The 22782-nt window shown below is 57.1% G+C and carries 26 protein-coding genes; 13 read left to right on the top strand and 13 right to left on the bottom strand.

The annotated features are described in order from the left end of the window. Nucleotides 1-80: 80 nt before the first annotated feature. The 10 genes from GGR91_RS00250 to GGR91_RS00205 form a co-directional block, all read right to left on the bottom strand. Nucleotides 81-1007 (bottom strand): bifunctional riboflavin kinase/FAD synthetase, encoded by a 927-nt coding sequence (locus tag GGR91_RS00250; protein WP_407698394.1) that lies wholly within the window; start codon nt 1005-1007, stop codon nt 81-83. Between the two features lie 144 nt (nt 1008-1151). Further along, on the bottom strand, nt 1152-2333 hold the full coding sequence (locus GGR91_RS00245; RefSeq protein ID WP_183938945.1) for a dipeptidase: 1182 nt from the start codon (nt 2331-2333) through the stop codon (nt 1152-1154). A 24-nt stretch (nt 2334-2357) separates the two neighbouring features. Then, a complete protein-coding gene (locus GGR91_RS00240) occupies nt 2358-2855 on the bottom strand; it encodes a dihydrofolate reductase (protein ID WP_183938943.1) in 498 nt (165 codons plus the stop codon). Nucleotides 2856-2878: 23 nt separating this feature from the next. Next, on the bottom strand, nt 2879-3949 hold the full coding sequence (locus GGR91_RS00235; RefSeq protein ID WP_183938941.1) for a 5-(carboxyamino)imidazole ribonucleotide synthase: 1071 nt from the start codon (nt 3947-3949) through the stop codon (nt 2879-2881). Nucleotides 3950-3959: 10 nt separating this feature from the next. Then, nucleotides 3960-4448, bottom strand: coding sequence for a 5-(carboxyamino)imidazole ribonucleotide mutase (gene purE / locus GGR91_RS00230; RefSeq protein ID WP_183938939.1), 489 nt, complete (start codon nt 4446-4448; stop codon nt 3960-3962). Between the two features lie 113 nt (nt 4449-4561). Beyond that, the gene (gpmA, locus tag GGR91_RS00225; RefSeq protein WP_183938937.1) at nt 4562-5245 is read right to left on the bottom strand and encodes a 2,3-diphosphoglycerate-dependent phosphoglycerate mutase; all 684 of its coding nucleotides are present in this window, start codon (nt 5243-5245) and stop codon (nt 4562-4564) included. Nucleotides 5246-5287: 42 nt separating this feature from the next. Further along, on the bottom strand, nt 5288-5761 hold the full coding sequence (locus GGR91_RS00220; protein WP_221204188.1) for a GNAT family N-acetyltransferase: 474 nt from the start codon (nt 5759-5761) through the stop codon (nt 5288-5290). A gap of 110 nt (nt 5762-5871) precedes the next feature. Beyond that, entirely contained in the window at nt 5872-6411 is a 540-nt protein-coding gene (locus tag GGR91_RS00215; RefSeq protein ID WP_183938935.1) for an AAA family ATPase, read from the bottom strand. Nucleotides 6412-6414: 3 nt separating this feature from the next. Continuing rightward, nucleotides 6415-7551, bottom strand: a complete 1137-nt coding sequence (locus GGR91_RS00210; protein ID WP_183938933.1) for a M14 family metallopeptidase — start codon at nt 7549-7551, stop codon at nt 6415-6417. 25 nt (nt 7552-7576) lie between these two features. Further along, the gene (locus GGR91_RS00205) at nt 7577-8170 is read right to left on the bottom strand and encodes a DUF4136 domain-containing protein (RefSeq protein ID WP_183938931.1); all 594 of its coding nucleotides are present in this window, start codon (nt 8168-8170) and stop codon (nt 7577-7579) included. A 153-nt stretch (nt 8171-8323) separates the two neighbouring features. On the opposite strand from GGR91_RS00205, the gene ykgO reads away from it, so the two are divergent. The 6 genes from ykgO (at nt 8324) to GGR91_RS00175 (ending at nt 13299) form a co-directional block, all read left to right on the top strand. After that, on the top strand, nt 8324-8449 hold the full coding sequence (ykgO, locus tag GGR91_RS00200) for a type B 50S ribosomal protein L36 (RefSeq protein ID WP_125229386.1): 126 nt from the start codon (nt 8324-8326) through the stop codon (nt 8447-8449). A gap of 102 nt (nt 8450-8551) precedes the next feature. Next, complete coding sequence (locus GGR91_RS00195) at nt 8552-9163, top strand: HAD family hydrolase (RefSeq protein WP_183938929.1); 612 nt, start codon at nt 8552-8554, stop codon at nt 9161-9163. A gap of 164 nt (nt 9164-9327) precedes the next feature. Then, complete coding sequence (gene sucC / locus GGR91_RS00190) at nt 9328-10536, top strand: ADP-forming succinate--CoA ligase subunit beta (RefSeq protein ID WP_183938927.1); 1209 nt, start codon at nt 9328-9330, stop codon at nt 10534-10536. A 99-nt stretch (nt 10537-10635) separates the two neighbouring features. Beyond that, nucleotides 10636-11382 (top strand): electron transfer flavoprotein subunit beta/FixA family protein, encoded by a 747-nt coding sequence (locus GGR91_RS00185; RefSeq protein ID WP_183938925.1) that lies wholly within the window; start codon nt 10636-10638, stop codon nt 11380-11382. Continuing rightward, nucleotides 11379-12308 carry an electron transfer flavoprotein subunit alpha/FixB family protein gene (locus GGR91_RS00180; protein WP_183938923.1) on the top strand — a complete coding sequence of 310 codons (930 nt, stop codon included), beginning with the start codon at nt 11379-11381 and terminating at the stop codon, nt 12306-12308. The genes GGR91_RS00185 and GGR91_RS00180 overlap by 4 nt, the downstream gene beginning before the upstream one ends. Nucleotides 12309-12492: 184 nt before the next feature. Next, on the top strand, nt 12493-13299 hold the full coding sequence (locus GGR91_RS00175; RefSeq protein ID WP_183938921.1) for an energy transducer TonB: 807 nt from the start codon (nt 12493-12495) through the stop codon (nt 13297-13299). Nucleotides 13300-13303: 4 nt separating this feature from the next. Here the strand turns inward: GGR91_RS00175 and GGR91_RS00170 are convergent, their stop codons facing one another. The 3 genes from GGR91_RS00170 to nhaA form a co-directional block, all read right to left on the bottom strand. Then, the gene (locus GGR91_RS00170) at nt 13304-14308 is read right to left on the bottom strand and encodes a histone deacetylase family protein (protein WP_183941466.1); all 1005 of its coding nucleotides are present in this window, start codon (nt 14306-14308) and stop codon (nt 13304-13306) included. Between the two features lie 144 nt (nt 14309-14452). Further along, nucleotides 14453-15766 carry a hypothetical protein gene (locus GGR91_RS00165; RefSeq protein WP_183938919.1) on the bottom strand — a complete coding sequence of 438 codons (1314 nt, stop codon included), beginning with the start codon at nt 15764-15766 and terminating at the stop codon, nt 14453-14455. Beyond that, the gene (gene nhaA, locus GGR91_RS00160) at nt 15763-16983 is read right to left on the bottom strand and encodes a Na+/H+ antiporter NhaA (protein ID WP_183938917.1); all 1221 of its coding nucleotides are present in this window, start codon (nt 16981-16983) and stop codon (nt 15763-15765) included. The genes GGR91_RS00165 and nhaA overlap by 4 nt, the downstream gene beginning before the upstream one ends. A 115-nt stretch (nt 16984-17098) precedes the next feature. Between nhaA and GGR91_RS00155 the strand changes: the two genes are divergently transcribed. The 7 genes from GGR91_RS00155 (at nt 17099) to GGR91_RS00125 (ending at nt 22720) form a co-directional block, all read left to right on the top strand. Then, on the top strand, nt 17099-17620 hold the full coding sequence (locus tag GGR91_RS00155) for a helix-turn-helix transcriptional regulator (protein WP_183938915.1): 522 nt from the start codon (nt 17099-17101) through the stop codon (nt 17618-17620). A 49-nt stretch (nt 17621-17669) separates the two neighbouring features. Further along, nucleotides 17670-18008: a hypothetical protein gene (locus tag GGR91_RS00150; protein ID WP_183938913.1), complete on the top strand. Its 339-nt coding sequence runs from the start codon at nt 17670-17672 to the stop codon at nt 18006-18008. 51 nt (nt 18009-18059) lie between these two features. Then, entirely contained in the window at nt 18060-18488 is a 429-nt protein-coding gene (locus GGR91_RS00145; protein ID WP_183938911.1) for a hypothetical protein, read from the top strand. Nucleotides 18489-18561: 73 nt separating this feature from the next. Beyond that, nucleotides 18562-19962 carry a glycosyl transferase family protein gene (locus GGR91_RS00140; RefSeq protein ID WP_322788747.1) on the top strand — a complete coding sequence of 467 codons (1401 nt, stop codon included), beginning with the start codon at nt 18562-18564 and terminating at the stop codon, nt 19960-19962. Between the two features lie 293 nt (nt 19963-20255). Further along, the gene (locus GGR91_RS00135) at nt 20256-20993 is read left to right on the top strand and encodes a hypothetical protein (protein ID WP_221204187.1); all 738 of its coding nucleotides are present in this window, start codon (nt 20256-20258) and stop codon (nt 20991-20993) included. Between the two features lie 51 nt (nt 20994-21044). Then, complete coding sequence (locus GGR91_RS00130; RefSeq protein ID WP_183938907.1) at nt 21045-21959, top strand: sulfite exporter TauE/SafE family protein; 915 nt, start codon at nt 21045-21047, stop codon at nt 21957-21959. Next, nucleotides 21959-22720 carry a TIGR02186 family protein gene (locus GGR91_RS00125; RefSeq protein ID WP_322788780.1) on the top strand — a complete coding sequence of 254 codons (762 nt, stop codon included), beginning with the start codon at nt 21959-21961 and terminating at the stop codon, nt 22718-22720. Before GGR91_RS00130 ends, GGR91_RS00125 begins: the two co-directional genes overlap by 1 nt. The last annotated feature ends 62 nt before the right edge of the window (nt 22721-22782 follow it).

Here is a 22782-nt window from a genome sequence, read left to right as displayed (position 1 = left end):
GATATGGCGCTGCAAATAAAGCCTGTATCCGCGCTGTTGCACGCACCGCTTCATGTGGAGATGGTTTGTCGCTCAGCCCACTACGCGCCTAATATCCGGCGGGCTTCGTCGCAATCCTGCGCCATTTGCGCCATCAGTGCGTCCAGACTGTCAAACTTCGCCTCTCCGCGGATGAAGGCGTGGAATTCGATTCCGATATTTTGCCCATAGAGGTCCTCGGCAAAGTCGAAGAAATGCGGCTCAAGCAATTCCTTGGGCGGATCGAATGTGGGACGAATACCAAGGTTCGCGGCACCGTTGAGCACGCGGCCATCGGGCAACCGGCCCTTCACCGCATAAATGCCGTAGCGCGGGCGCAGATAATGGCCCATGTCGATATTGGCGGTCGGGAAACCCAATAGCCGCCCGTTTTTATCGCCATGCTGCACAATGCCTTCGACCGTGAACGGCCGCGTGAGCAAGGCGGTGGCCGTGGCGCAGTCGCCATCCTTCAGCGCAGTGCGGATGCGGCTCGACGATATCACGCCGCCATCATCCACCACTGGCCCCATGGCCGTCGACGTTAGGCCATGCGCACCGCCCAAATCGCGCAACACATCAATATTGCCCCCGCGCTTATGCCCAAAGGTAAAGTCCTCACCCGTGACCACCGCCGAAATGCCCAAACGCTCCATCAGCAATGTGACGATGAAATCTTCGGCGCTGGTCGCCGCAAGCTCTGCATCGAAATCAAACACCAGCATCGCGTCGGCACCGGCTTCAGCAAACAAGCGCTGGCGTTGATCGAGCGTGGTCAGACGGAACCACGGCGATTCCGGCGCAAAAAAGCGCACGGGATGCGGATCAAATGTTGCGATAATCGCTGGCTTACCTGCTGCCTTCGCCTGCTTTATCGCTTCGCCAGCAACGGCCTGATGCCCCAAATGAAAGCCATCAAAATTGCCCAAGGCAACAACACCGCCGCGCAATGCGTCAGGCATTTGGTCTTTGGCAGAAAGGCGCGGAATCGTCATATCAATGTCACCGTAGCCCTGAGCAGCAATCGCCTTGCGATTGCGTCCGTCGAAGGGCGGCTCTCGGTCTTGCAACGCCCTTCGACTTTTCGCCGACGCTGCGCGTCGACGGCTCAGGGCTGCGGTTTTGTGTATTGGTCATTTTGCAACATTCGCCATCGGTACCAAGCCAGCACGGATGACGCGCAACGCGTTTTCGCCCATGACGGCGCGAATTTCGTCTGGCGTGAAACCCTCGTCCATCAAAGCTTGGGTGACTTGCGCGAGTTGCGAGGTGTCGAAACGCACCGTGGTCGCGCCATCATAATCCGATCCCAACGCGACATGCTGAATGCCAACCAGATCGCGCACATGCTTCATCGCCTTGGCCGCAGCACGCGGATCGGTGGAGCATATGGCGCCCTCCCAATAGCCGATGCCAATGATGCCGCCGGTTTTGGCCACGCCGCGCACTTCGTCATCAGTCAGGTTGCGGTTGACCTTGCAGGTTGCTTGCACGCCGCCATGGCTGGAGACCACGGGACGTTTGGCCATGGCCAAAACCTCGGCAACGCCAGCATGGCTGAGATGCGCGATGTCGACGATCATGCCCTTGGCTTCCATCCGGCGCAAAATGTCGCGACCAAACGGCGTCAGTCCGCGTTTTTTCAGGCCGTGCATCGACCCGCCCAATTCATTGTCGAAGAAATGGGTGAACCCCGCCATGCGGAAACCGGCGTCGTACAATCGGTCGAGATTCTCGGCCTTGCCTTCAAGATTATGGAGCCCTTCAATGGTCAGCATCGCGCCGACCGTGCTCCGGTCCTTTTGCCGCGCAGCAAGCAAGGCATCCAACTCCTGCGGCTTGTTCACCGCTTGCAATTTTCCGTCCGATCCCGTGACCGCGCTGTCGCGCTTGGACGCGTGATATAGCGACCGCTCAACCAATGAGCGCCATGTTTTCACCGGCTGCAACTGGGCGAAGGTCAGCAAAGTGATATTGTCGGTGTCCGCGCCATTGCCATCATAATTTTGGCCTTTGGGCGTTTTGGTGACTGACGAAAAAAGCTGCAGCGCGACATTGCCCTCTTGCAAGCGCGGCAAATCCATATGGCCACGATCCGCACGCTTGCCCAAATCGCGGTTCCACATCAACGTGTCGCTGTGCAGGTCTACGATGTTCAATGTCTTGTGCAATGCCTTGGCCTCATCGCTGACCTTGATCAGCGGCTGGCCGTCAATCTGGTTCATCGAACCTTCGACATAGCCGGGTAAAAAGCCGAAAAAGCCAATCGCAGCAGCGCCAATCAGCGTCAGCGGAATCCAGAATTTCTTACGCATTATTTCCCCCAATATACCGCGTGCTTAGCTCTTTGCCCGCCGCACAAGCGTGACAAAGTCGAATGCTGGTGCGTCGTTCAACGCAGCATGGTGTTCGCGGGACAGCTCGTCCCACTCCGCCATGTCGAAATCCGGAACCGACGTGTCGCCTTCGGGCTGCGCGGCAATCTCCGTCAGTTCAATACGGTCCGCGAGCGGCAGAAACAGATTATAGATTTCCGCGCCGCCAATCACGCACACATGTGGGCCATTGGCGAGCTTCAACGCGTCGTCCACCGAATGCGCGATTTCTGCGCCGTCTTCTTCCCACGCGGTATCGCGCGTCAAAACAATGTGGCGTCGGCCATCCAGCAAGCCGGGCAGGCTGTCAAAGGTCTTGCGCCCCATAATCATGGGCCGGCCTTTGGTTATCTGTTTGAAATGACGCAGGTCCGCGGGGAGATGCCACGGCATGCCGCCATCTTTCCCGATGACTCCATTGGCGGCGCGGGCGAGGACAAGGATAATCTCGGGATGATTCATAACCCCGCTTTGCCTTGAAAAACTTAGCGATACAAGCGGGTGACGTGGCCTATTTTTCGTCCCGGGCGCGCTTCTGCCTTTCCATAAAGATGCAGATGCGCCGCAGGGTCAGCCAAAATCTGTGCAAAGGCGTCGCCATCATCCCCGATCAGATTCTGCATTTCGACACGGGCCGCCACCGTTTCGGTGCTGCCAAGCGGCAGTCCGCAAATCGCGCGGATGTGGTTTTCAAACTGGCTGGTGGCCGCGCCTTCAATCGTCCAATGGCCGCTATTGTGCACGCGCGGCGCGATTTCATTGAACAAGGGACCGGCGCTGCTGGCGAAAAATTCGGCGGTGAATACGCCGACATAATCAAGCTTGGTCGCAACCGCCGCCGCCATATCGCGCGCTGCTTGCTGCTGGCTTTCCACAAGCGCGCCAGACGGCAGTGTCGACGTTGCCAAAATGCCGCCGACATGCACATTGTGCGGGCTGTCCCAAAAGCGGATCTCGCCATCTTGGCCGCGCACCAATATCACCGAAAATTCGGCATCGAATTGCACCATGGCTTCCGCGATCAGCGGCTGCGCACCCGTCTGCGCCCATGCATCGGCCAGATCGTCCTGCGACGTGACGCGAAGCTGCCCCTTGCCGTCATATCCCATGCGGATGGTCTTCAGGATGCACGGGATACCCACCGCATCAACCGCCGCCTGCACGTCGCCTGGCACATTTGCGATGGCGAAGTTCGCTGTCTGTCCGCCAAGGCTGCGCACAAAGCGTTTTTCGGCATCGCGATCCTGCGCAACTTCCAACGCCTTGGCCGGCGGATAGATGGGGACAAGCCCTGCAATCGCTTCAAGTGGCGCAACGGGCACATTTTCAAATTCGAAGGTGACGACATCGCATTGCTGCGCAAAATCTTTCAACGCGGCATGGTCGTCATAAGCGCCGATGCTGCTTTGCGCGGCGACGTCAAACGCCACATTGTCCCCTGCGGGCGCGTAAATATGGCAGCGATAGCCAAGCTGGGCCGCCGCAACCGCCAGCATCCGGCCAAGCTGGCCGCCACCCAATATTCCAATGGTCGAACCAGGAGGCAACGCAGTCATCGGCTTCGTCTCACTCCGGCGTTTCGGCTACCGACGCGGTCTGGGCCGCGCGCCATGCATCCAATCGCGACGCGAGCGCTGCATCATTATTGGCCAGCATCGCCGCGGCCAAAAGCGCGGCGTTCGTAGCCCCCGCCTTGCCAATCGCGAGTGTGCCGACGGGAATGCCTGCGGGCATCTGGACGATCGACAACAGGCTATCCATGCCATCCAGCGCCTTTGACTGCACCGGCACGCCAAGCACCGGAAGCCGCGTCATCGATGCCGCCATACCCGGCAGATGCGCCGCGCCACCCGCGCCAGCAATAATGCAGTGCAGACCCCGATCAGCCGCGCTCTTTGCATATTCATACAGACGCTCCGGCGTACGGTGCGCGGACACCACTTTGCATTCATGGGGAATGTCGAGCGCGGTCAGCGTGGCTGACGCTTCGCGCATCGTGTCCCAGTCCGAACGGCTGCCCATGATGATGCCAATACGCGGCGCTGAGTCAGTCATGTGTCACTCCCCTGACAACTTTGATGGCATGGCCTTAGCCGCGTGGTGCAAAAGGCGCAATCCAGCAACAATAGGATAATCACAGGCCCGCGCACGCGCGTGGCACGACAATGTTACCGCGCGGATAGATAGTGATATGCACCGTTCAAATTATCGTCGAGTTCATAGACAATCGGTTGGCCGGTCGGGATTTCCAAGCCATTGATATCCGCATCCGAAATGCCAGAAAGATGCTTCACCAGCGCGCGCAAGCTGTTTCCATGCGCAGAAATCAGAACAGTTTTTCCAGCCTTTAGCTCTGGGACAATGGCGCTCTCCCAATATGGCAGAACGCGCAGTATCGTGTCCTTCAGGCTTTCCGACGCGGGAATTTTGATGCCCGCATAACGCGGATCGGACGACAGGTCATAAGGCGATCCCACCTCCAATGGCGGCGGCGGAACATCAAAACTGCGGCGCCAGATTTTGACCTGTTCGTCGCCATGCTTGGCCGCTGTCTCTGCCTTATCAAGGCCCGTCAGGCCGCCATAATGGCGCTCGTTCAATTGCCAGTTCTTGGTCACCGGAACCCAAAGCCGACCCATCGCCTCAAGCGCAAGGTTCAACGTCTTGATCGCGCGGGTCTGCACGCTGGTAAAGGCGACATCAGGGGCAATGCCCTTGGCCTTCATTAGCTCACCCGCGGCCCACGCTTCGGCTGCGCCTTTTTCGGTCACATCGACATCCCACCAACCGGTGAACCGGTTTTCCAGATTCCATTGGGATTGTCCGTGGCGAATGAGGATAAGCTTTGGCATGGGAGTTCCTTCGTTGTTTGACCGCGCCCTAACGCAAGTTGGTCAAATCGCCAAGGTCATGAAACGGCTAAACGGGTCTTCGACATAATCGCCAAAGGGTGCGCAATATTCAAACCCGTGCGCTGCATACAGCGCCAACGCAGGCGCGAAGTCCGCCGACGATCCTGTCTCAAGGCTCAAGCGGTGATAACCCCGGTCGCGTGCTTGCGAAATGATATGCGTCAGCATGTTGGCGCCGACACCTTTGCGCAAATGGTCCGCATGCGTCCGCATCGATTTGACCTCGCCATGTTCGGACGTCAGCTCTTTCAAAGCCCCGCACCCCGCAAGCGCGTCCCCGTCCCAAATCGACCAAAAGGTTACATCCGGCGCATTCAGCCCGTCGAAATCCAGAAAATGGCAGCTTTCCGGTGGGGAGCTTGCCAACATCCCGGCAAAATGCGTTTCCAGCAATGCGCGGATTTCACTGCCGGAAAGATCATCCACGATGATGCGCATGGGGTTAAGCGTTGGCATGGGCGTTCCTTCGTTGCTTGACCGCGCCTTAACGCAAGTTGGTCAAATCGCCAAAGTCATGAAGCCCACGAAAGGGCTTTTGCGCAGAGGTTACAGCTTGAACATTCTTCTTAATGGCCAATTTCATTCAAAATGAATTCTACACGTTCTTGATTGGCCATCCGCGGGACCTCGCAGACGTTATAGCCGAATTCGGTAAATGCTCTCAAAAGCAAATTATACTCTGTGACTGCCTCATCAAAACTATGACGCCGCTCTTCATCTTCGACGAAAATGTCCTGCCAAGGCGGCACGACAAATACGGTATCGTCATAACGGCAGTTGCGAACAGCCTGCCCAAGCCAGACCGGCATTTCGACGTTATGCATTTGGCTATAAGCAAATGCCTCGATGACGCTGCGATCAAAAAATACGAGCCCGTCAAGATCAGCAGTCGCATCAAATTGCTGGATTGCAAAAGCCGCAAGTTTCTCCGCAAAATTTTTGCGGTCCACCCAAGGCAATGCATCACTGCTGCTAGCCAATGCTTCGCGGACGACAATTCGTCCGGCCTCCGGTACAGTTTGAAGGCCTTTTGACGCCAATCCGTCGATCAGCGTAGATTTACCCCCACCCGAACAACCGGAAATTACAACACGCCGTAACGGCACTGCTTACACCATCTCCGCCAGCGTCGCGAGGCACTCGCGGGCCAGCAGGCGGCACCGTTCGGGTGACCATCCCTGATAGGGATCATTGCCGTGCACCGTGTCTTTGTATGGCATTTCGAGCGTCATCGACACGCATTTGTGCGACGAGCCAAAACGCTCGGCGAGCTGGTTTGTCGACATCGTCAGGTTGGCCTTGCCCGGCCCCGCTTTGGTATAACCCAGCTCGGTCTGAAAATCGGGTGTGCGCGCGGCGAGGCGATTGATGAAATCATTGTATCGCGCGCCTTGATCATCGGTCCATGACGGGATGCCTTCAAACCCGGCCATAAATGCAGCGGGAATGGCTTCATCCCCATGCACATCCATCGCCCAATGCACGCCGGTTTCATCCATGGCGTTGCGGATTCCCAGAACCTCTGGACTGCGCTCCAAATTTGGCTCGGCCCATTCGCGGTTCAGGTTTACGCCCGCAAAATTGGTGCGCAAATGTCCGCGGCAGCTGCCGTCGGGATTGCAATTGGGCACGATATGCAACCGGCATTTTTCCAGCAACACGCGCGTGTGCGGATCGCTGAGGTCGGTGAGCATATCCAGCGCACCTTCCATCCAATATTCGGCCTGCGTTTCGCCCGGATGCTGGCGCGCATACAGCCAGACTTGCGTTTCGCCATCCCCCATCGACAGACAATCAATGGGCTGCCCTTCCAGGCTGTGGCCCAAGCACCGATAGCTAACGCCTTCGCATGTTGCGGCGTCGGCAATCAGATCATGGTGCCGTTCCATGCTAAAGGGTGCGAAATAGGCGAACCAGACAATGTCGCTGGCGGGCGTGTAGCGGATGGTCAGGGTGCCGCCGTCTGCGGCTTTGTCATAGCTCGTATCGGCGCGGCCCCAAAAATCGCGGTCTTCCGAAACGCAGGCGCGATAATCTGGCCAACCGCCGGGATAGGCGCTGCCTTCCAAGCCGGTTATGCGCAGTTCAATTTCTTCACCCGCTGCGCACGCAACGCGGAAGTGGAACCATTGCGCAAACTCCGAATCCTTATCCTTGCGAATGCCAAGGGTGGCGCTGTTGCCATCGATGGCGTGCACTATGATGTTACCGCTGTCGAAGGCAGCATTGATATCGGTGATCGGCATTTTTGGTTCGTTCTCGCAATGAAGTTTATGGAACGCGGATAGTCTCGCCAGACACGCCGGGGAAGTCCTTAAACAAGGCTTCGGCCAATTTAGAGGCAGCAATGCCGGGCTGCGCGGCAGGCGAGCCCGCTTTGGCAGATTGCACTGCCGTCCCTTCCCATATTACCAGCTGGTCACTGCGCCGGATAATGCGCACCGACAATGTGGTCTGCAATTGCGCCGCCGAACCGCCCCCGAGATTGATGCCAACGCCCAAGCCAATGCCCGACCCATAGCTGCCGGTTGATCCGCCGACGCCCACGGAAATCGGTGACGGGCGGTCCGGGCGCATCATCGTCGCGCCAAAGCGTATCTCGGCAACAACATCGCTTGTACCCGATTGATTGCGATAGCCGACCCGCTGCATTTCGCGCGTCACCGCCGCAACATAAGGCGAAGCCGATAGCAATCGGTCCGCCGCCGATTCGCCGGCAACCTCAACCACGAAACTGCCATTGCCATAAGGCACGCCTTCGGATGCGCGGTTAAAACGCGTAACCTCGACAGGGCCAGTGGGAACGACACAGGCCGACAACAGTGAAAGCGCGAGAAGCGGCAAGATTCTTGGAGTTTTCATCATGGTCCTATCCTTAAGCGCGTCATATATCATGGCAAGCCATGTATGGGGGCTGAATCGCATAATAGCGCCGAACGCGCTTGACTTTACGCCGCCCCACCCATAGGAGCGCGCCTTCAATTCAAGCTTTATGCATCAAAAAGACGGGTAAATCCGATGAAAGTCGTTAATTCTCTCAAGTCGCTCAAAGGCCGCCATCGTGACAACCGCGTGATTCGTCGTCGTGGCCGGACCTATGTCATCAACAAGACTCAGCCACGCTTTAAGGCGCGCCAGGGTTAATTGGCCGCTGCCTGCGCAATGCGGGCAGATGGTTCTATCAAAAGACCGCTCCGAATCTGATTCGCGGGCGGTTTTTTTGCGTCTTCAGGTGAGATATTTCCCATGACAAAAATCACCACCGTCGTGTTTGATGTCGGCAAAGTGCTGTTCGAATGGGATTTACGGCATCTTTTTGCGAAGCTGATCGCCGACAAGGCGGAGCTGGAATATTTCGTCACGCATGTTGTTACGCCCGAATGGCATTTTCAGCATGATGCCGGCCGGCCATTGGCAGAGATGACCGCGGAACGGATCGCGCTATATCCAAAATATGAAAACGAGATCGACGCGTACCGGACACGTTTTAACGAGACGATTCCGGGCCCTGTCACAGGATCGCTGGAAATCGTGCACGAACTGGCCGCGCGCGCCGTCCCGCTTTTTGCTATCACCAATTTTGGCGCGGAATTTTGGGAGATGTTCCGCCCGACCCAACCCATATTCGACCATTTCGGAGATATTGTCGTCTCGGGCGTCGAGAAAATGATCAAGCCAGACCCCGATATCTATGCGCTGGCGCTGCGGCGCTTTGGGCTGAAGCCCGGCGAGGCGATATTCATCGATGACAATCACGACAATGTCGTCAGCGCCCGCGCCAATGGCTTTGCTGCACATCATTTTACCGATGCAGAAAAGCTGCGCCGCGCATTGATGGATCTCAATTTGCTGGATTAATTTTTGCACGCAGAGGCGCGGAGAGCGCAGAGAATATATGATTTGCTTCGCGCGCGCTGCGCCTTTGCATCAACCAAAAAACATCCGCGCAAGCCCTTCCATTCAGCGCCCGTCTGTGCTTAAGCGACCGGCGAAACTCTTTATTGTCGAGGATGTAATCTCCCATGAATATCCATGAATATCAGGCCAAAGAACTGCTTGCGAAATTTGGTGTGGCTTGCCCCGCTGGTATCGCGGCGCTCAGCGTTGAAGAAGCGGTTGCGGCTGCGAAGCAATTGCCTGGTCCTCTTTATGTCGTGAAGTCGCAAATCCACGCGGGTGGACGCGGCAAGGGCAAGTTCAAGGAATTGGGTCCCGATGCAAAGGGCGGCGTTCGCTTGGCCTTCAACCTCGACGAAGTTGAATCGCATGCCAAAGAAATGCTGGGCAACACGCTGGTCACCATCCAGACGGGCCCTGAAGGCAAGCAAGTCAACCGTCTGTACATCACCGATGGCGCCGACATTAAGCAGGAATTCTACCTCGCATTGTTGGTCGACCGCGCAACCAGCCGGATTGCTATTGTTGCCTCAACCGAAGGCGGCATGAACATCGAAGACGTGGCGCATGACAGCCCCGAAAAGATTCACACCATCGTTGTCGATCCGGCAACCGGACTTCAGCCGCACCATGGCCGCAGCGTTGCAAAGGCGCTTGGCCTGACGGGTGATTTGGCCAAGCAGGCGCAAACTGTGGTTGCCGGCCTTTATGCCGCATTCTTGGGCACCGATGCCGAACAGATTGAAATCAACCCGCTCGCTGTGTGCGAAGGCAAGAATGGCGACGAGCTGTTGGTGCTGGATGCCAAGGTTGCGTTTGATGGCAATGCGATGTTCCGCCACAAGGATCTCGCCGAGCTGCGCGACCTGACCGAAGAAGACCCTGCAGAGGTCGAAGCATCCGAATATGACCTTGCTTATATCAAGCTCGACGGCAACATCGGCTGCATGGTCAATGGCGCGGGTCTTGCGATGGCCACCATGGACATCATCAAGTTGAACGGCGAATTCCCCGCCAACTTCCTGGACGTCGGTGGCGGCGCTTCGAAGGAAAAGGTGACTGCGGCATTCAAGATCATTCTGAAGGACCCTGCCGTAAAGGGCATTTTGGTCAATATCTTCGGCGGCATCATGAAGTGCGATATCATCGCCGACGGTATCGTTGCTGCGGCAAAGGAAGTGAACCTGTCGGTGCCGCTCGTTGTCCGCCTTGAAGGTACCAATGTGCAGCAGGGCAAGGACATCCTCGCCAATAGCGGCCTGCCTATCGTATCGGCCAACGACCTTGGCGATGCAGCCGCGAAGATTGTCGCGGAAGTACGCAAAGCCGCCTAGCGTATCGAACGCTTGACGTTCACGTTAACGTCAAGCATAGGCGCACCAGTTTAGGCGGGCATTCACTCGCCATTTGAGTCGGTATGGAAGGATGAGCAGATGAAGATCATCGTCCCCGTTAAGCGGGTCATCGATTATAATGTTAAGCCGCGGGTTAAGCCCGATGGTTCGGGTGTTGATTTGGCGAATGTCAAAATGAGCATGAACCCGTTTGACGAAATCGCGGTGGAAGAAGCACTGCGTTTGCGTGAAAAGGGCGTTGCGACCGAAGTCATCGCGGTGTCGATCGGACCAGATAAGGCGCAAGAAACATTGCGCACGGCGCTCGCCATGGGTGCGGATCGCGCGATCCTCGTCGTCGCTGAAGATGTCGAGCCGCTCGCGGTTGCCAAGATCCTTGCGAAGGTCATGGACGAAGAACAGCCCGGCCTCGTTATTCTTGGTAAGCAAGCCATTGACGATGACTCGAACCAGACGGGCCAAATGCTCGCTGCCTTGACCGGTCGTCCGCAGGGCACCTTTGCCAACACGGTCAACGTGTCTGGCGATGAAGTGCATGTCGCACGCGAAGTCGATGGCGGTCTGCAGACCGTAGCGTTGAAGATGCCCGCCATCATCACGACCGACCTGCGCTTGAACGAGCCACGTTATGCGTCGCTGCCCAACATCATGAAAGCAAAGTCCAAGCCACTCGCGCAGAAAACACCTGCCGATTATGGTGTGGACGTTAGCCCGCGCCTGAAGACGTTGAAGGTTGTTGAACCGCCTGTGCGCAGCGCAGGTATCAAGGTTGCCGACGTCGATGCGCTGGTTGCAAAGCTCAAGGAAATAGGAGTGGCCGCATGAAGACCCTCGTTTATGCCGAACATGACAATGCATCGCTGAAGGATGCAACGCTTGCGGTCGTCACCGCTGCATCGCAGATTGGCGAAGTGCATGTCCTCGTCGCGGGATCAGGCTGCGGCGCAGTTGCCGAGCAGGCTGCAAAAATCGCTGGCGTGACCACAGTGCACGTTGCCGATGACGCAGCTTATGCCCAGCAGTTGGCTGAAAATGTTGCGCCTTTGGTGGCATCATTGATGGCCACGCACGACGCGTTTTTGGCGCCAGCCACATCGAACGGTAAGAACATCGCACCACGCGTTGCTGCTTTGCTGGATGTCATGCAAATCTCCGACATCCTCAGCGTTGAAAGCGCGGACACGTTCACGCGTCCCATCTATGCGGGTAACGCAATTGCGACTGTGCAATCTTCGGATGCCAAGAAGGTCATCACCGTTCGCGGTACCGCCTTTGCCAAGGCTGAAGAAACCGGCGGTTCGGCTGCAATCGAAGCTGTCTCGGGCAGCGGCGATGCGGGCACGTCGAAGTTCGTCTCGGCGGAAATCGCGAAGCAAGAACGTCCTGAACTGACATCGGCCAAGATCATCGTATCGGGCGGCCGCGCGCTCAAGGACTCGGCGACGTTCAGCGAAGTCATTTTGCCACTCGCCGACAAGCTTGGCGCAGGCGTTGGCGCAAGCCGCGCTGCTGTGGATGCGGGCTATGTCCCCAATGACTATCAGGTCGGTCAAACCGGCAAGATCGTTGCCCCTGAAGTCTATATCGCCGTAGGCATCTCCGGCGCGATCCAGCATCTTGCGGGCATGAAGGACTCGAAGGTCATCGTCGCCATCAACAAGGATGAAGACGCACCAATCTTCCAAGTCGCAGACATCGGCCTTGTCGGTGACCTGTTTACGGTTGTGCCTGAATTGGTCGGCAAGCTGTAACTTCTATTAACATTGCGTAAAAATTTCAGGGCGGTCAGAAATGGCCGCCCTTTTTAATTGTGCGAAGAAAGGCTGGCGCTAACTTACCGGCATGATAACACGAATCTTTATTGCGGCAGCACTTCTCGTAATGCCCCACGCGTTAGTCGCAGCACCAAAAGAGCCACTTAGATTGAAACCAAGCATGCCTTGGAATGTCGACTTTGCTGAGGACAGATGCCGCATTGCCCGTGTTTTTGGCGCTGATAATGAGCGGGTGTTGATGTTCCTTGATCGTTACGGACCCGGCGAATATTTTAGGCTGACCGTCGTAGGTAAGCCAATGCAAACCTTGCATGACAAAGGCGATGCCTCGGTTCAATTCGGGCCTGCTGAAAAAGAACAGCAGATCGATTTCCTCGCAGGCACATTAGACAAATTGCCCGCGCTTATTTTCTCCAGCCATACGCGTGTGGCTCCGCCTTCAGATGAAGAGCTCGCAGCAATCGCGAAGCGTTCCCCCGACGACGAATGGATCGAGCTGGCCCCCGTGAGTGACGCACGTTTAAAGGCTATTTCCAATCTCACTATTGGCAAGCCGCTAAGGCGTCCCGTCGTTTTGGAAACAGGATCAATGCGGGGAGCATTTAAGGTGTCGAACGCATGCATCGATAATTTGATGACCACCTGGGGTATTGACGTCGAAAAACACAGAACAATGCTGCGCATGCCAACACCGCAAAAACCACCATCGCGGTGGATTGTTTCGTCCGACTATCCCATCAAAATGCTTAGGGTCGGGCAACCCGCAATTGTCGAGTTTCGCCTTAGTATTGGTCCAGATGGGGTGCCATTGGCATGCCACATTCAAGAGACTACCCGGCCGAAAGAATTTGACAACGCGGTATGCAAATCTGTGATGCGCCGCGCGCGTTTTGAACCAGGACTGGACGCAACCGGAACGGCTATTACATCTTATTATCGCAATACCGTCCGGTTTCAGATACCTTAGCGATCTAAAACCCGCTTAAGAAGCTGGCAAGATTTTCGCCCAAATTGTCGACCGCATAGCCGCCTTCGGTCAGAACCACGGTCGGCAATCCGGTCGCGGCAATGTCCCTGGCCAGCATCGCATAATCCGATGTCTTCAGTGCGAAATTGGCGATTGGGTCGCCTTCAAAGGTATCCGCGCCGAAGCTGACAATCAGCAGGCCGGGGTCAAACCGGGCAATGGCGTCTAGGGCGGTCGCTTGTGCCGCGCGGAAGGCGGCGATCGTTGTTCCGTGCGGCAATGGCAGGTTCAGCGTTGTGCCTTCCCCCGCGCCTTCGCCGACTTCATCGGCATGGCCCCAGTAAAAGGGGAAATCGGTCGCCGGGTCTGCGTGGACAGAGGCATAAAAGACATCGCCCCGGTCCCAGAAAATATCCTGCGTGCCGTTGCCATGATGATAGTCAATGTCGAGAATGGCGACGCGCGCGATACCGGCGTCGCGTGCCGCTTGCGCCGCAACCGCCGCCTGATTGATGAAGCAATATCCGCCAAGATAGTCGGCCCCTGCATGATGCCCGGGCGGACGGCACAAAGCCGTGGCAACGCGGTCGCCCGCCAGCACAGCATCAAGCGCCGACAAGGCCGACTGCGTGCTCCAATAGGCCGAGGTCCAGCTGTCGGCGGTCAATGGCGTAGAGCTGTCCATGCTGTAGCGACCGGCCAAGGCATCAATACGCGTCAAGTCCAACGCGCGCCGACGCACCACTGGCCATATATAGCCCATCACATCACCTGACCGTCCGGCGGCCAGCCAACGGTCATACGCAGTCTTCAGATACGCGACATAACCCGCATCATGCACCGCCAATATTGGTGCTTCCCCATGGTCGGTCGGGCTTTCCGTGGCGTGCACGCCTGCACAGAGCGCCTGTGCGCGCGCGGGCGTTTCGGCATAAGGGACGAACGCGCCATTATGCAGCTCCTGAGCCGGCGCATGGTCAAGCTGGCGGGGATCAAAAAACAGGCGCATCATTCGGCATATTCCAGTTTACACTATGCCACCGCATAGCCCGACAATATGCACTTTGCGAGAGCTTGCGCGTTTGTTTTTGTCCCTCGCCGGCGGTGAATTGTCCGAAGACAAACTCACCGCTTGGTTCCGCGATCATCTTACTTAGGGTAGCAAGTCCGCTGGCTGCGTGGGCTCGCTGAGTATCTTTTCCATCCGGCGCCAGCGCTCGGCTTGGTCGGGATTGCCGCGCTCGATATAGCCACGCACGAGGTCTTTGCCCCAGCCATAGTTGATAACATAGCTGCGATAATGGTCGGTAAACGCCACCGATTGTTCGGCACGCGCGGGCGATAGCAATAGATATTTCTGCGTAAACTCAAGGGCCTGCGCGCGGGATATTTCCCCGTCGAGATACATTTTCGCAATGGTCAGCCGCGCGCCAGACAGCATTTCGGTCATTTGCTGCATTTTCCAATAGGCATCGGCAGACTTCGGATCGAGGCCCGCGAGCGGGTACAGAATATCGCGTTCGAACGCCAAGCGCTCCTGCGCCGGAAAAGCCAGATCTATGCCATAATTTGCGCTACCTTCGGAAAGGACGCTGGTCGGGCTGTAGAGCGGGTTGACCTCATATTCGCTCCACCCTTTTGCACGCGCAAGCCGCTGTTCGACCATCAGGTTCAAAACATGGTGGCCGGGATAGCCTTCATGACAGCCCAGATCGACGGCGCGGCTGACACGGATGGGAAGGTCGGTGTTAATCTGGATCAGGCTTTTGTAATTGCCCTTATAATAATTGTAACCGGACCAGGTTTTTCCCGTCACAAACTCCATATCAAAGCTTTCGCCAACAGGCAGCGCGATGTGCTGCGCGGTGCGGCGTTTGCATTCGGCGATTGCGGCGTCGAAGACAGGTTGCAGCCGCTCTTTGGGAATGGTGTACCGCTCGTTAAACGCATCAACGCGCGCGGCAAGCGGGCCAGTGCCGGGAATGAGCGTATCAAGCCCGCTTAAAATGGCATCATAATGTTCAAGCGTCATGAGCACAGGGACGGTCGCAAACTGGCCGCCCGCTTCCTCATTAAACGCAAATTTGCGGCCCTGAAGCAACTGCAGTCTGGTGTCTGCGGCCACGAGCATGCCCCGCAAGGCTAAGGCACGGCGGCGGTCGGCATCATCCTTGACGGTCGGCAAGTGTGCATCAATGGCAGCCGTCAGCTTGCGGGCTTCCGCAATCAGGTCGGCGAGCGAACGCGGACTGGCTTTCGCCGCAGCTTGCAACGATTCAGGCCCATAATATGCATCGACATATTCGGCTTCATGCGTTCCAGCCTCAAGCGTGAGGCGGACATAATCTTGCGAAATGCTGGCTAAAGAACGCGCCGGGGCCGCCGTCGCAGAACGTGCCACCACGGGAAGCGAGGTGCAGGCCGAAGCCAGCAACGCGGCCGTGACGATGGGAAGGAAAGCCTTCATATTGCGTCTCCCGATATGTGCCTCTGGCGCGCGGCAAAGCGCAAAATGAGATAGCCCGAAATTGCGGAAACCAACGACCCCATCAAAACGCCAATTTTGACGGCGTCGGATTGTTCCGGCCCGACAAACGCAAGGCCGCCGATAAACAGGCTCATCGTGAAACCTATCCCGCACAGCAACGCGACGCCATAGACGTGTACCCAGCTGGCGTCCTTTGGGCGGGCGGCAATTCGGAATGTCACGGAAAGCCATACGCTTGCGAAAATGCCGATTTGCTTGCCCAGAAACAGCCCCATGGCAATGCCAAGCGGAAGCGGCGCCGCCAGCGCAGCCAAGCTTGTGCCCGCAAGCGAAACGCCCGCATTGGCAAAGCCAAATATCGGCACAATGAAAAACGCGACGGGCTTCACCAAGGCATGTTCAAGCCGGTGCAGCGCCGAATCTTCGGCATCGGGCGCTGCGATTGTCCGGTGAAACGGAATGGCAAATGCAGCCATGACTCCGGCAATCGTGGCATGAACGCCAGAGAGTAATGTCGCATACCACAGCAAGGCCGCAAGGATGAGGTACGGCCAAAGCACATTAACCCGAGAACGATTGAGCGCCATCATCGACAGCCAAATCGCACCCGCCGCAGCCAATGCCATGATGTTCAGTTCCGCGGTGTAGAAAAGCGCAATGATGGCGACCGCACCCATATCATCGACTATCGCCACCGTGGTTAGAAACAGTTTCAAAGACGCAGGGGCGCGGCTGCCCAATAAAGCCAGCACGCCTATGGCAAATGCAATATCGGTGGCAGCCGGTATCGCCCAGCCGCGATGCAGATCTGGATCGCCGCCCGCCACACCCAGATAGATCAGCGCCGGAACGACCATGCCCGCCGCGGCGGCAATGATGGGAAGACGCCTATCGTTCCAGGTTGAAAGATGGCCGTCGACAAATTCGCGCTTAATCTCCAGCCCGACCAACAGGAAAAATATCGCCATTAGCCCGTCATTTATCCAGAGATGGACGGTCATCGGACCAAGTTTTGGCGTCAATTCCGGCCCAATCACCGCGTGCACGAAATGGGCATAGCGATCGGCAAAAGGCGAATTGGCGACAAGCAGCGCCAAAGCCGCTGCCACCATCAGCAAAATGCCGCCGGCCGCCTCGCTGGAAAGAAACGCGCGCAATGCGGATTGGTTGGGTCGCTTTTGGTGCGTTTCAGTCATCGTCCAGCTATATGCCCGCCTGCATAATTGATAGCAAGCGCAGCACAAAACATTGAGCAAATCCCTTGCCTTCGCGGTTTCGGTTGGTCTAGAAACTGCCAAAGGGGCGGGAAATATGGCCAATATGGCGGCATTAAATCAAACTATTGAGGGCACGGATACCGCTGCGATTGCCGATGAATCGGTTGAATTGACGGAAGGTCAAAAAGCGTGCCTTAGGCTGGTCGACGACCACCTGACGTCGAAAGAAATCGGCCGTTTTCTGGGAATTTCACACTTCACTGTCGATCAAAGGTTGGACGCGGCGCGACGCAAATTGAACGCCGCGACGCGCAAGGATGCCGCGAAAATTTTTGCTGCCATTGAGCAACGGACAATATCCGAGCCATTCGTATACGAAACGCAAGACCTTGAGCGACAGCAATATGCCGCTAGCCAGAACGGGCTACCGAGCAGGGTGGGGCGGATCGTTACAGAAATTGCTGCGCGCGTTTCTGTTCCGCCCATCGGTGGCGAAAGGCACAATTTATCCCCAAAGGATATTTTGGTTCAATCGCTGAATATTGCATTTTTCAGCACAGTGGCGTTTGCATTTGTTGTTGCTGTTTTAACGGGTACGTTTCGACTGTTTCAATAAACGTCTTTCGCTGGCTGAAGCTGAATTCAGATCAAGAGGGAGACAGTTTATGGTGAATTTCGAACATGAGACCGCCCGCCAATTGGCATCTGACATCCGGTCGACCCACCAATCGATAGATAACGCGCTGGCAGACCTGGCCAGCCTTACTTTTTCGGTCATTGATGTCTGCCGAAATTCAGACGCACCGCCTGCGCATACACAGGCTGCGATTGAAGGCGTAGCGAACGGACTGACCATGATGGTCGATGCCCGCAAGGGCTTTGTAAACGCGCACCGCAAAATTGCCGTCGCGCAACGCGATAGCAATCTTCAAGAAATCAACTTCGGGTGCGTTGGCCCCGGTCCCCTTACCCAACCATCCGGTCTTCGGGTCGTAAACGGCTGATGTTGGGCGCCCTTGCCCGGCCGCGGGCTATATTCTGAGGACGGGCAAGGGATGGATATTCTCCAGTCAGCTTTTATTTTCGCCCTTCTGCTATGTGCGCTTTATGCGGGCATCAATGGCGGACGTACCGGCAGGGCTGGCGCAGCCATTTTCATCGTTGCGACAATATTGAGCGCCGCTGCCGCAACGATGAACCCCAGTTGGGCAACGACATCTTATGGTCTGTTCGCCGTGGATGGGGGCTGTTTGCTTGCACTCATTGTTCTGGCGCTGAACAGTAACCGTTATTGGCCGATATGGGCGATGGGGTTTCAAACCGTGGCCGTCGCAACGCATATGGCAACGCTTTGGCTTCCCGACTTAGTGGCGAAATCCTATCAGGCATTGTTATCTTTTTGGGCGATACCGATCCTTTGGGTGATGGTGATGGGCACGCGCAAAGACCGCCAATATGAACGGAGAAAAGTCCATGTAGCCTGAGACAAAATATTTCCGGAACACTGCATATCAAAACGGCGCGACAACGATCGTAGCCGGTTGAGGGGTCGCACCTGTGCCTAACTGGATTTTTCAAATCGTCGAAACGGCACAGCGCGAACTGCTGATGTTCAGCGCCGTCTGGCTGTTGATTGGCGCGATTGACGATGTGTGCGTCGATGCCATCTGGGCAGGCCGGCGGCTGTACCGAAAGATTGCCTTTTATTGGCACAGGCCACCGATGACTGTGGATGAATTGCCGACAAAGTCGGGGCCCGGGCTGATTGCGGTTTTGATACCGGCATGGGGCGAGGCCGCGGTTATCGGCGCGATGCTGCGTAACTGCAGCCGCAGCTGGGCCGACAGCTTATGCGACCACCGAATATATGTTGGCTGCTACCCAAATGACCCGCACACATCGGCCGCAGTCATTCGGGCCGCAAAACACAACCCAGTTATCAGGCTGGTGCTGGTCAACCATATCGGCCCCACCACCAAAGCCGATTGCCTCAACCGGCTTTGGAAGGCGTTACGCGCAGATGAAATCGCAGGCGGTTTCACAACCAAAGCCATTGTTCTGCATGACGCCGAAGATGCCGTCCACGCCGATGAGCTTCGGGTGTTTGATCGGCTGCTCGCCATAGGCGGCGCGGTGCAATTGCCGGTCATTCCGGTGCGGACAAAAAGTTCGCGATGGATCAGCGGACATTATTGCGACGAATTTGCCGAAGCCCATGGCAAGAATATGGTCGTGCGCGAGGCGATTGGCGCGCGATTGCCGCTCGCTGGCGTCGCCTGCGCGATTGAACGCAATCTAATGGGCCGGCTCGCCATTATGAACGGCGGCGATCCGTTCGACGCGCACAGCCTGACCGAGGATTATGAGCTGGGCATGCGTATTGGGGCTGCGGGCGGACGCACCATCATGGCGCGGATTTTGGACAGCAATGGCAGGCTTATTGGGACCAGATCCTATTTTCCCGATACGCTCACAAGTTCGGTCCGCCAAAAAACACGTTGGCTGACGGGCATTGCGCTTGCCGGTTGGGACAGGCTGGGGTGGAACGGCAATCTCGCGCAGAAATGGATGTTACTTCAGGATCGCCGGTCGATACTCGCAGCGATCGTGGTGAGTGCAGCCTATGCCTGCATCTTGCTCACGGCGGTTTTGACGGTGGCTGAAACACAGGGCGTGCACCGCCCAAAGCCCTTGGCGCCGATGTTGATCATTCTGCTGTGGTGTAACGCGGGCTTCCTTTTCTGGCGGCTGTGTGTTCGGGCGGGCTTTGTCGCTGCGCTTTACGGTCCAAAAGAAGCACTGCTGTCGATCCCACGCAGCGTCATTACGAACATTATCGCGATCATGGCGGCGCAGCGCGCCTGCATAATCTATGTACGGCATTGCTTCGGGGCTCCGCTGCGTTGGGACAAAACCGCCCACCATATTGTCCCTGAGTCACTGGCCCGGCCCGACTGATGCGCGGGCGCGCCTTGGCATCTATAGCTTTGCTATGTGGAACGTGGGTCACGGCCCGCATCGCCGTCACAACGATGGATATCAGGGCTGTAAGCCAGACCGGTCATGACATATATCCAAATCCAGTCCGCATGGGGCCCGTCCCGAAGCTGGCGAGCACCCCAGCATTCACCCGTTACAGTTCGCAGCACCGCGTTGCGGCCCCCGCGGTACGGCACGCCCAAAACAGCCAAGCCAAGATGGCCCTCCCGCCGGAGGGAGCCGCCCCATTGTTCGTCAGCGCAGGCTCCCACTTGCGGATCTCCCCCGCCGCATTCCTACCGACTGACCCCGATGCCGTCACCCCTATCGGAGCGCCGCTTCCAAACCCTCAGGCTCCGCAAGGATTTGAGGTCTATGCCTATAGCTTTTGGCGGCACGGCAGTTCCCCCGCTGGAACACTGGGCAACGGACAATATGGCGCAAGCCAAAGTGCCGTGATTGCCGCAATCCCCGTCCTGCGTTTCTCCGGCAACCCTGGCCTATCGCGCCTGTCCATGGCTGGCCGGATATCGGTTGCACATGGCAGCGTGCGTGAAAGGGAGTTGGCAGCAGGGGTGCGTTGGCGACCCGTTGCACGCATTCCGGTGCAGATCATTGCTGAACGTAGGTTTAGGCAAGACCGGCCCGACGCATTTGCGGCCTTGGTCGCAGGGGGGCAGTCTGGCGTAAAATTGCCGCTTCGGTTCCGGTTGGATGGCTATGGTCAGGCCGGCTTTGTTTCGGGGCAAGGCGGCGGCCCCTTTGCCGATGTGGCGGTGCAAGCACATCGCCCAATCGCACAATCGCAACGCGCGTCTTTTGCGATTGGCGCAGGCGTATGGGGCGGCGGGCAAGACAATGTCATGCGCGTGGATGTCGGCCCAAATATCCGCGCAAATGTGACCACGCGCGGCGCAGTATTGCAACTGGACGCAAGCTGGCGTTGGCGTGTTGCGGGCCAAGCACAGCCGGGCCATGGGCCAGCGGTAACATTGTCCACCAGTTTCTAAGCACCAGCCTTTATCCTGCCGCTAAATGCCGTTAGGGTCGGTTGGTCAAACATGGATATCTATCTTCCTATAGCCAATTTGTCGGTCAATGCGCTGGTCATCATCCTGCTGGGTGGCGGCGTTGGCGTGTTGTCTGGAATGTTTGGCGTGGGCGGCGGGTTCCTGACCACGCCATTGCTTATTTTCTACGGCATCCCGCCAGCCGTTGCCGCAGCGTCAGCATCCACGCAGGTAACAGGCGCAAGCGTATCGGGCGTTTTTGCGCATATGAAACGCGGCGGTGTGGATTTCCAAATGGGCGCTGTTCTCGTGTTCGGCGGCATTTTCGGCACAGCTGCAGGCGCTGCAATCTTCGAAATATTGGAATCACTTGGTCAGATCGATACCGTCATCAACATCCTGTATGTCGTCATGTTGGGCAGCATCGGCGGGCTGATGGCGAAAGAAAGCCTGACCAGCGTCCGCGCGTCACGTGCAGGCAAACCCGTGCCAGCGGCGAAACGGCGGCACCATCCATTGGTCGCCAATTTGCCGATGCGTTGGCGTTTCTACCGGTCGGGGCTGTATATTTCGCCACTCGCACCGCTGATATTGGGTTTCATCACGGGCATTATGACTATGCTGCTGGGCGTCGGCGGCGGGTTCATCATGGTGCCCGCCATGCTCTATTTGCTTGGCATGGGTGCGCAGGTCGTCGTGGGTACATCTTTGTTCCAGATATTGTTCGTCACCATGGCATCCACCATGATGCACAGCCTGACCACCAAGGCAGTCGATATTGTGCTGGCGGTATTCTTGCTGATCGGAAGTGTCACAGGCGCGCAAATTGGCGCACGATTGGCGCAGCGGATGCGCCCCGAATATCTCCGCCTGTTTCTGGCAATCATTGTCCTGCTCGTCGCCATCCGGATGGCGCTTGGCCTTGGCTGGCGTCCCGACGAAATCTACACGTTGCAAGCCCTGTGATACGCTTGATCGCCCTGTTCCTGTTTTTGCTGCCGGTGGCGGCGGGCGCCCAAAATGTGCCCAAGCTGGTGCCCGATGTGTCGCAGCGCGAAATCAATATTCAATCGGGTTTCACGGGCGCTGAAATGCTGTTGTTTGGCGCGATCATTTACCCGCGCGGCGTTGCGCCAGAGGGTCAGGTGGACGTCGCCGTGGTTCTGCGCGGGCCAACGCGTCCCGTCACGCTGCGTGAAAAGCAGAAGATTGCAGGCATATGGATTAACGCGGACAGCACCGATTTCCGGTCCGTCCCTGCTTATTACGCGATCGCATCATCGCGCTCGCTCCGCGAAATCGTCGACAGCAAAACTGCGGCCATTTACGAACTTGGCCTCGAAAGATTGCAATTGTCGCCCAGCGGTGAAGTCGATGCCGCAGAGCAAAAGCGTTTTGTCGATGGCTTGGTCGATCTGAACCGCCGCAACGGTCTTTTCCGGCAAGAGGCGGGCACCGTCGAAATCACCGATCAGGTATTGTACCGCGCACGCCTCAATATTCCGTCCAGCGTGCCGGTGGGCACATATACCGCCGAAACATTGCTGATCCGCGATGGCCGCGTCATTGTGGCGGACGATAATGTCCAAGTGCGGATACGCAAAACCGGGTTTGAGCAACTGGTGACCATCATGGCACAGGATTACGCCTTATTCTATGGCGCGATGGCTGTGCTCGTCTCGTTGCTGCTCGGCTGGTTCGCCGGATATATTTTCCAGCGTTTATAGCCGGGGTTGGCGGGGGCCATAACGGCTTCCATGGTAAATATACCTTTACCTTCTGTACCTAT

Origin of the sequence: Sphingorhabdus rigui (assembly GCF_014196595.1) — a bacterium.
GTDB lineage: Bacteria > Pseudomonadota > Alphaproteobacteria > Sphingomonadales > Sphingomonadaceae > Sphingorhabdus_B > Sphingorhabdus_B rigui.
This window is presented reverse-complemented; position numbering and strand designations above follow the sequence as displayed.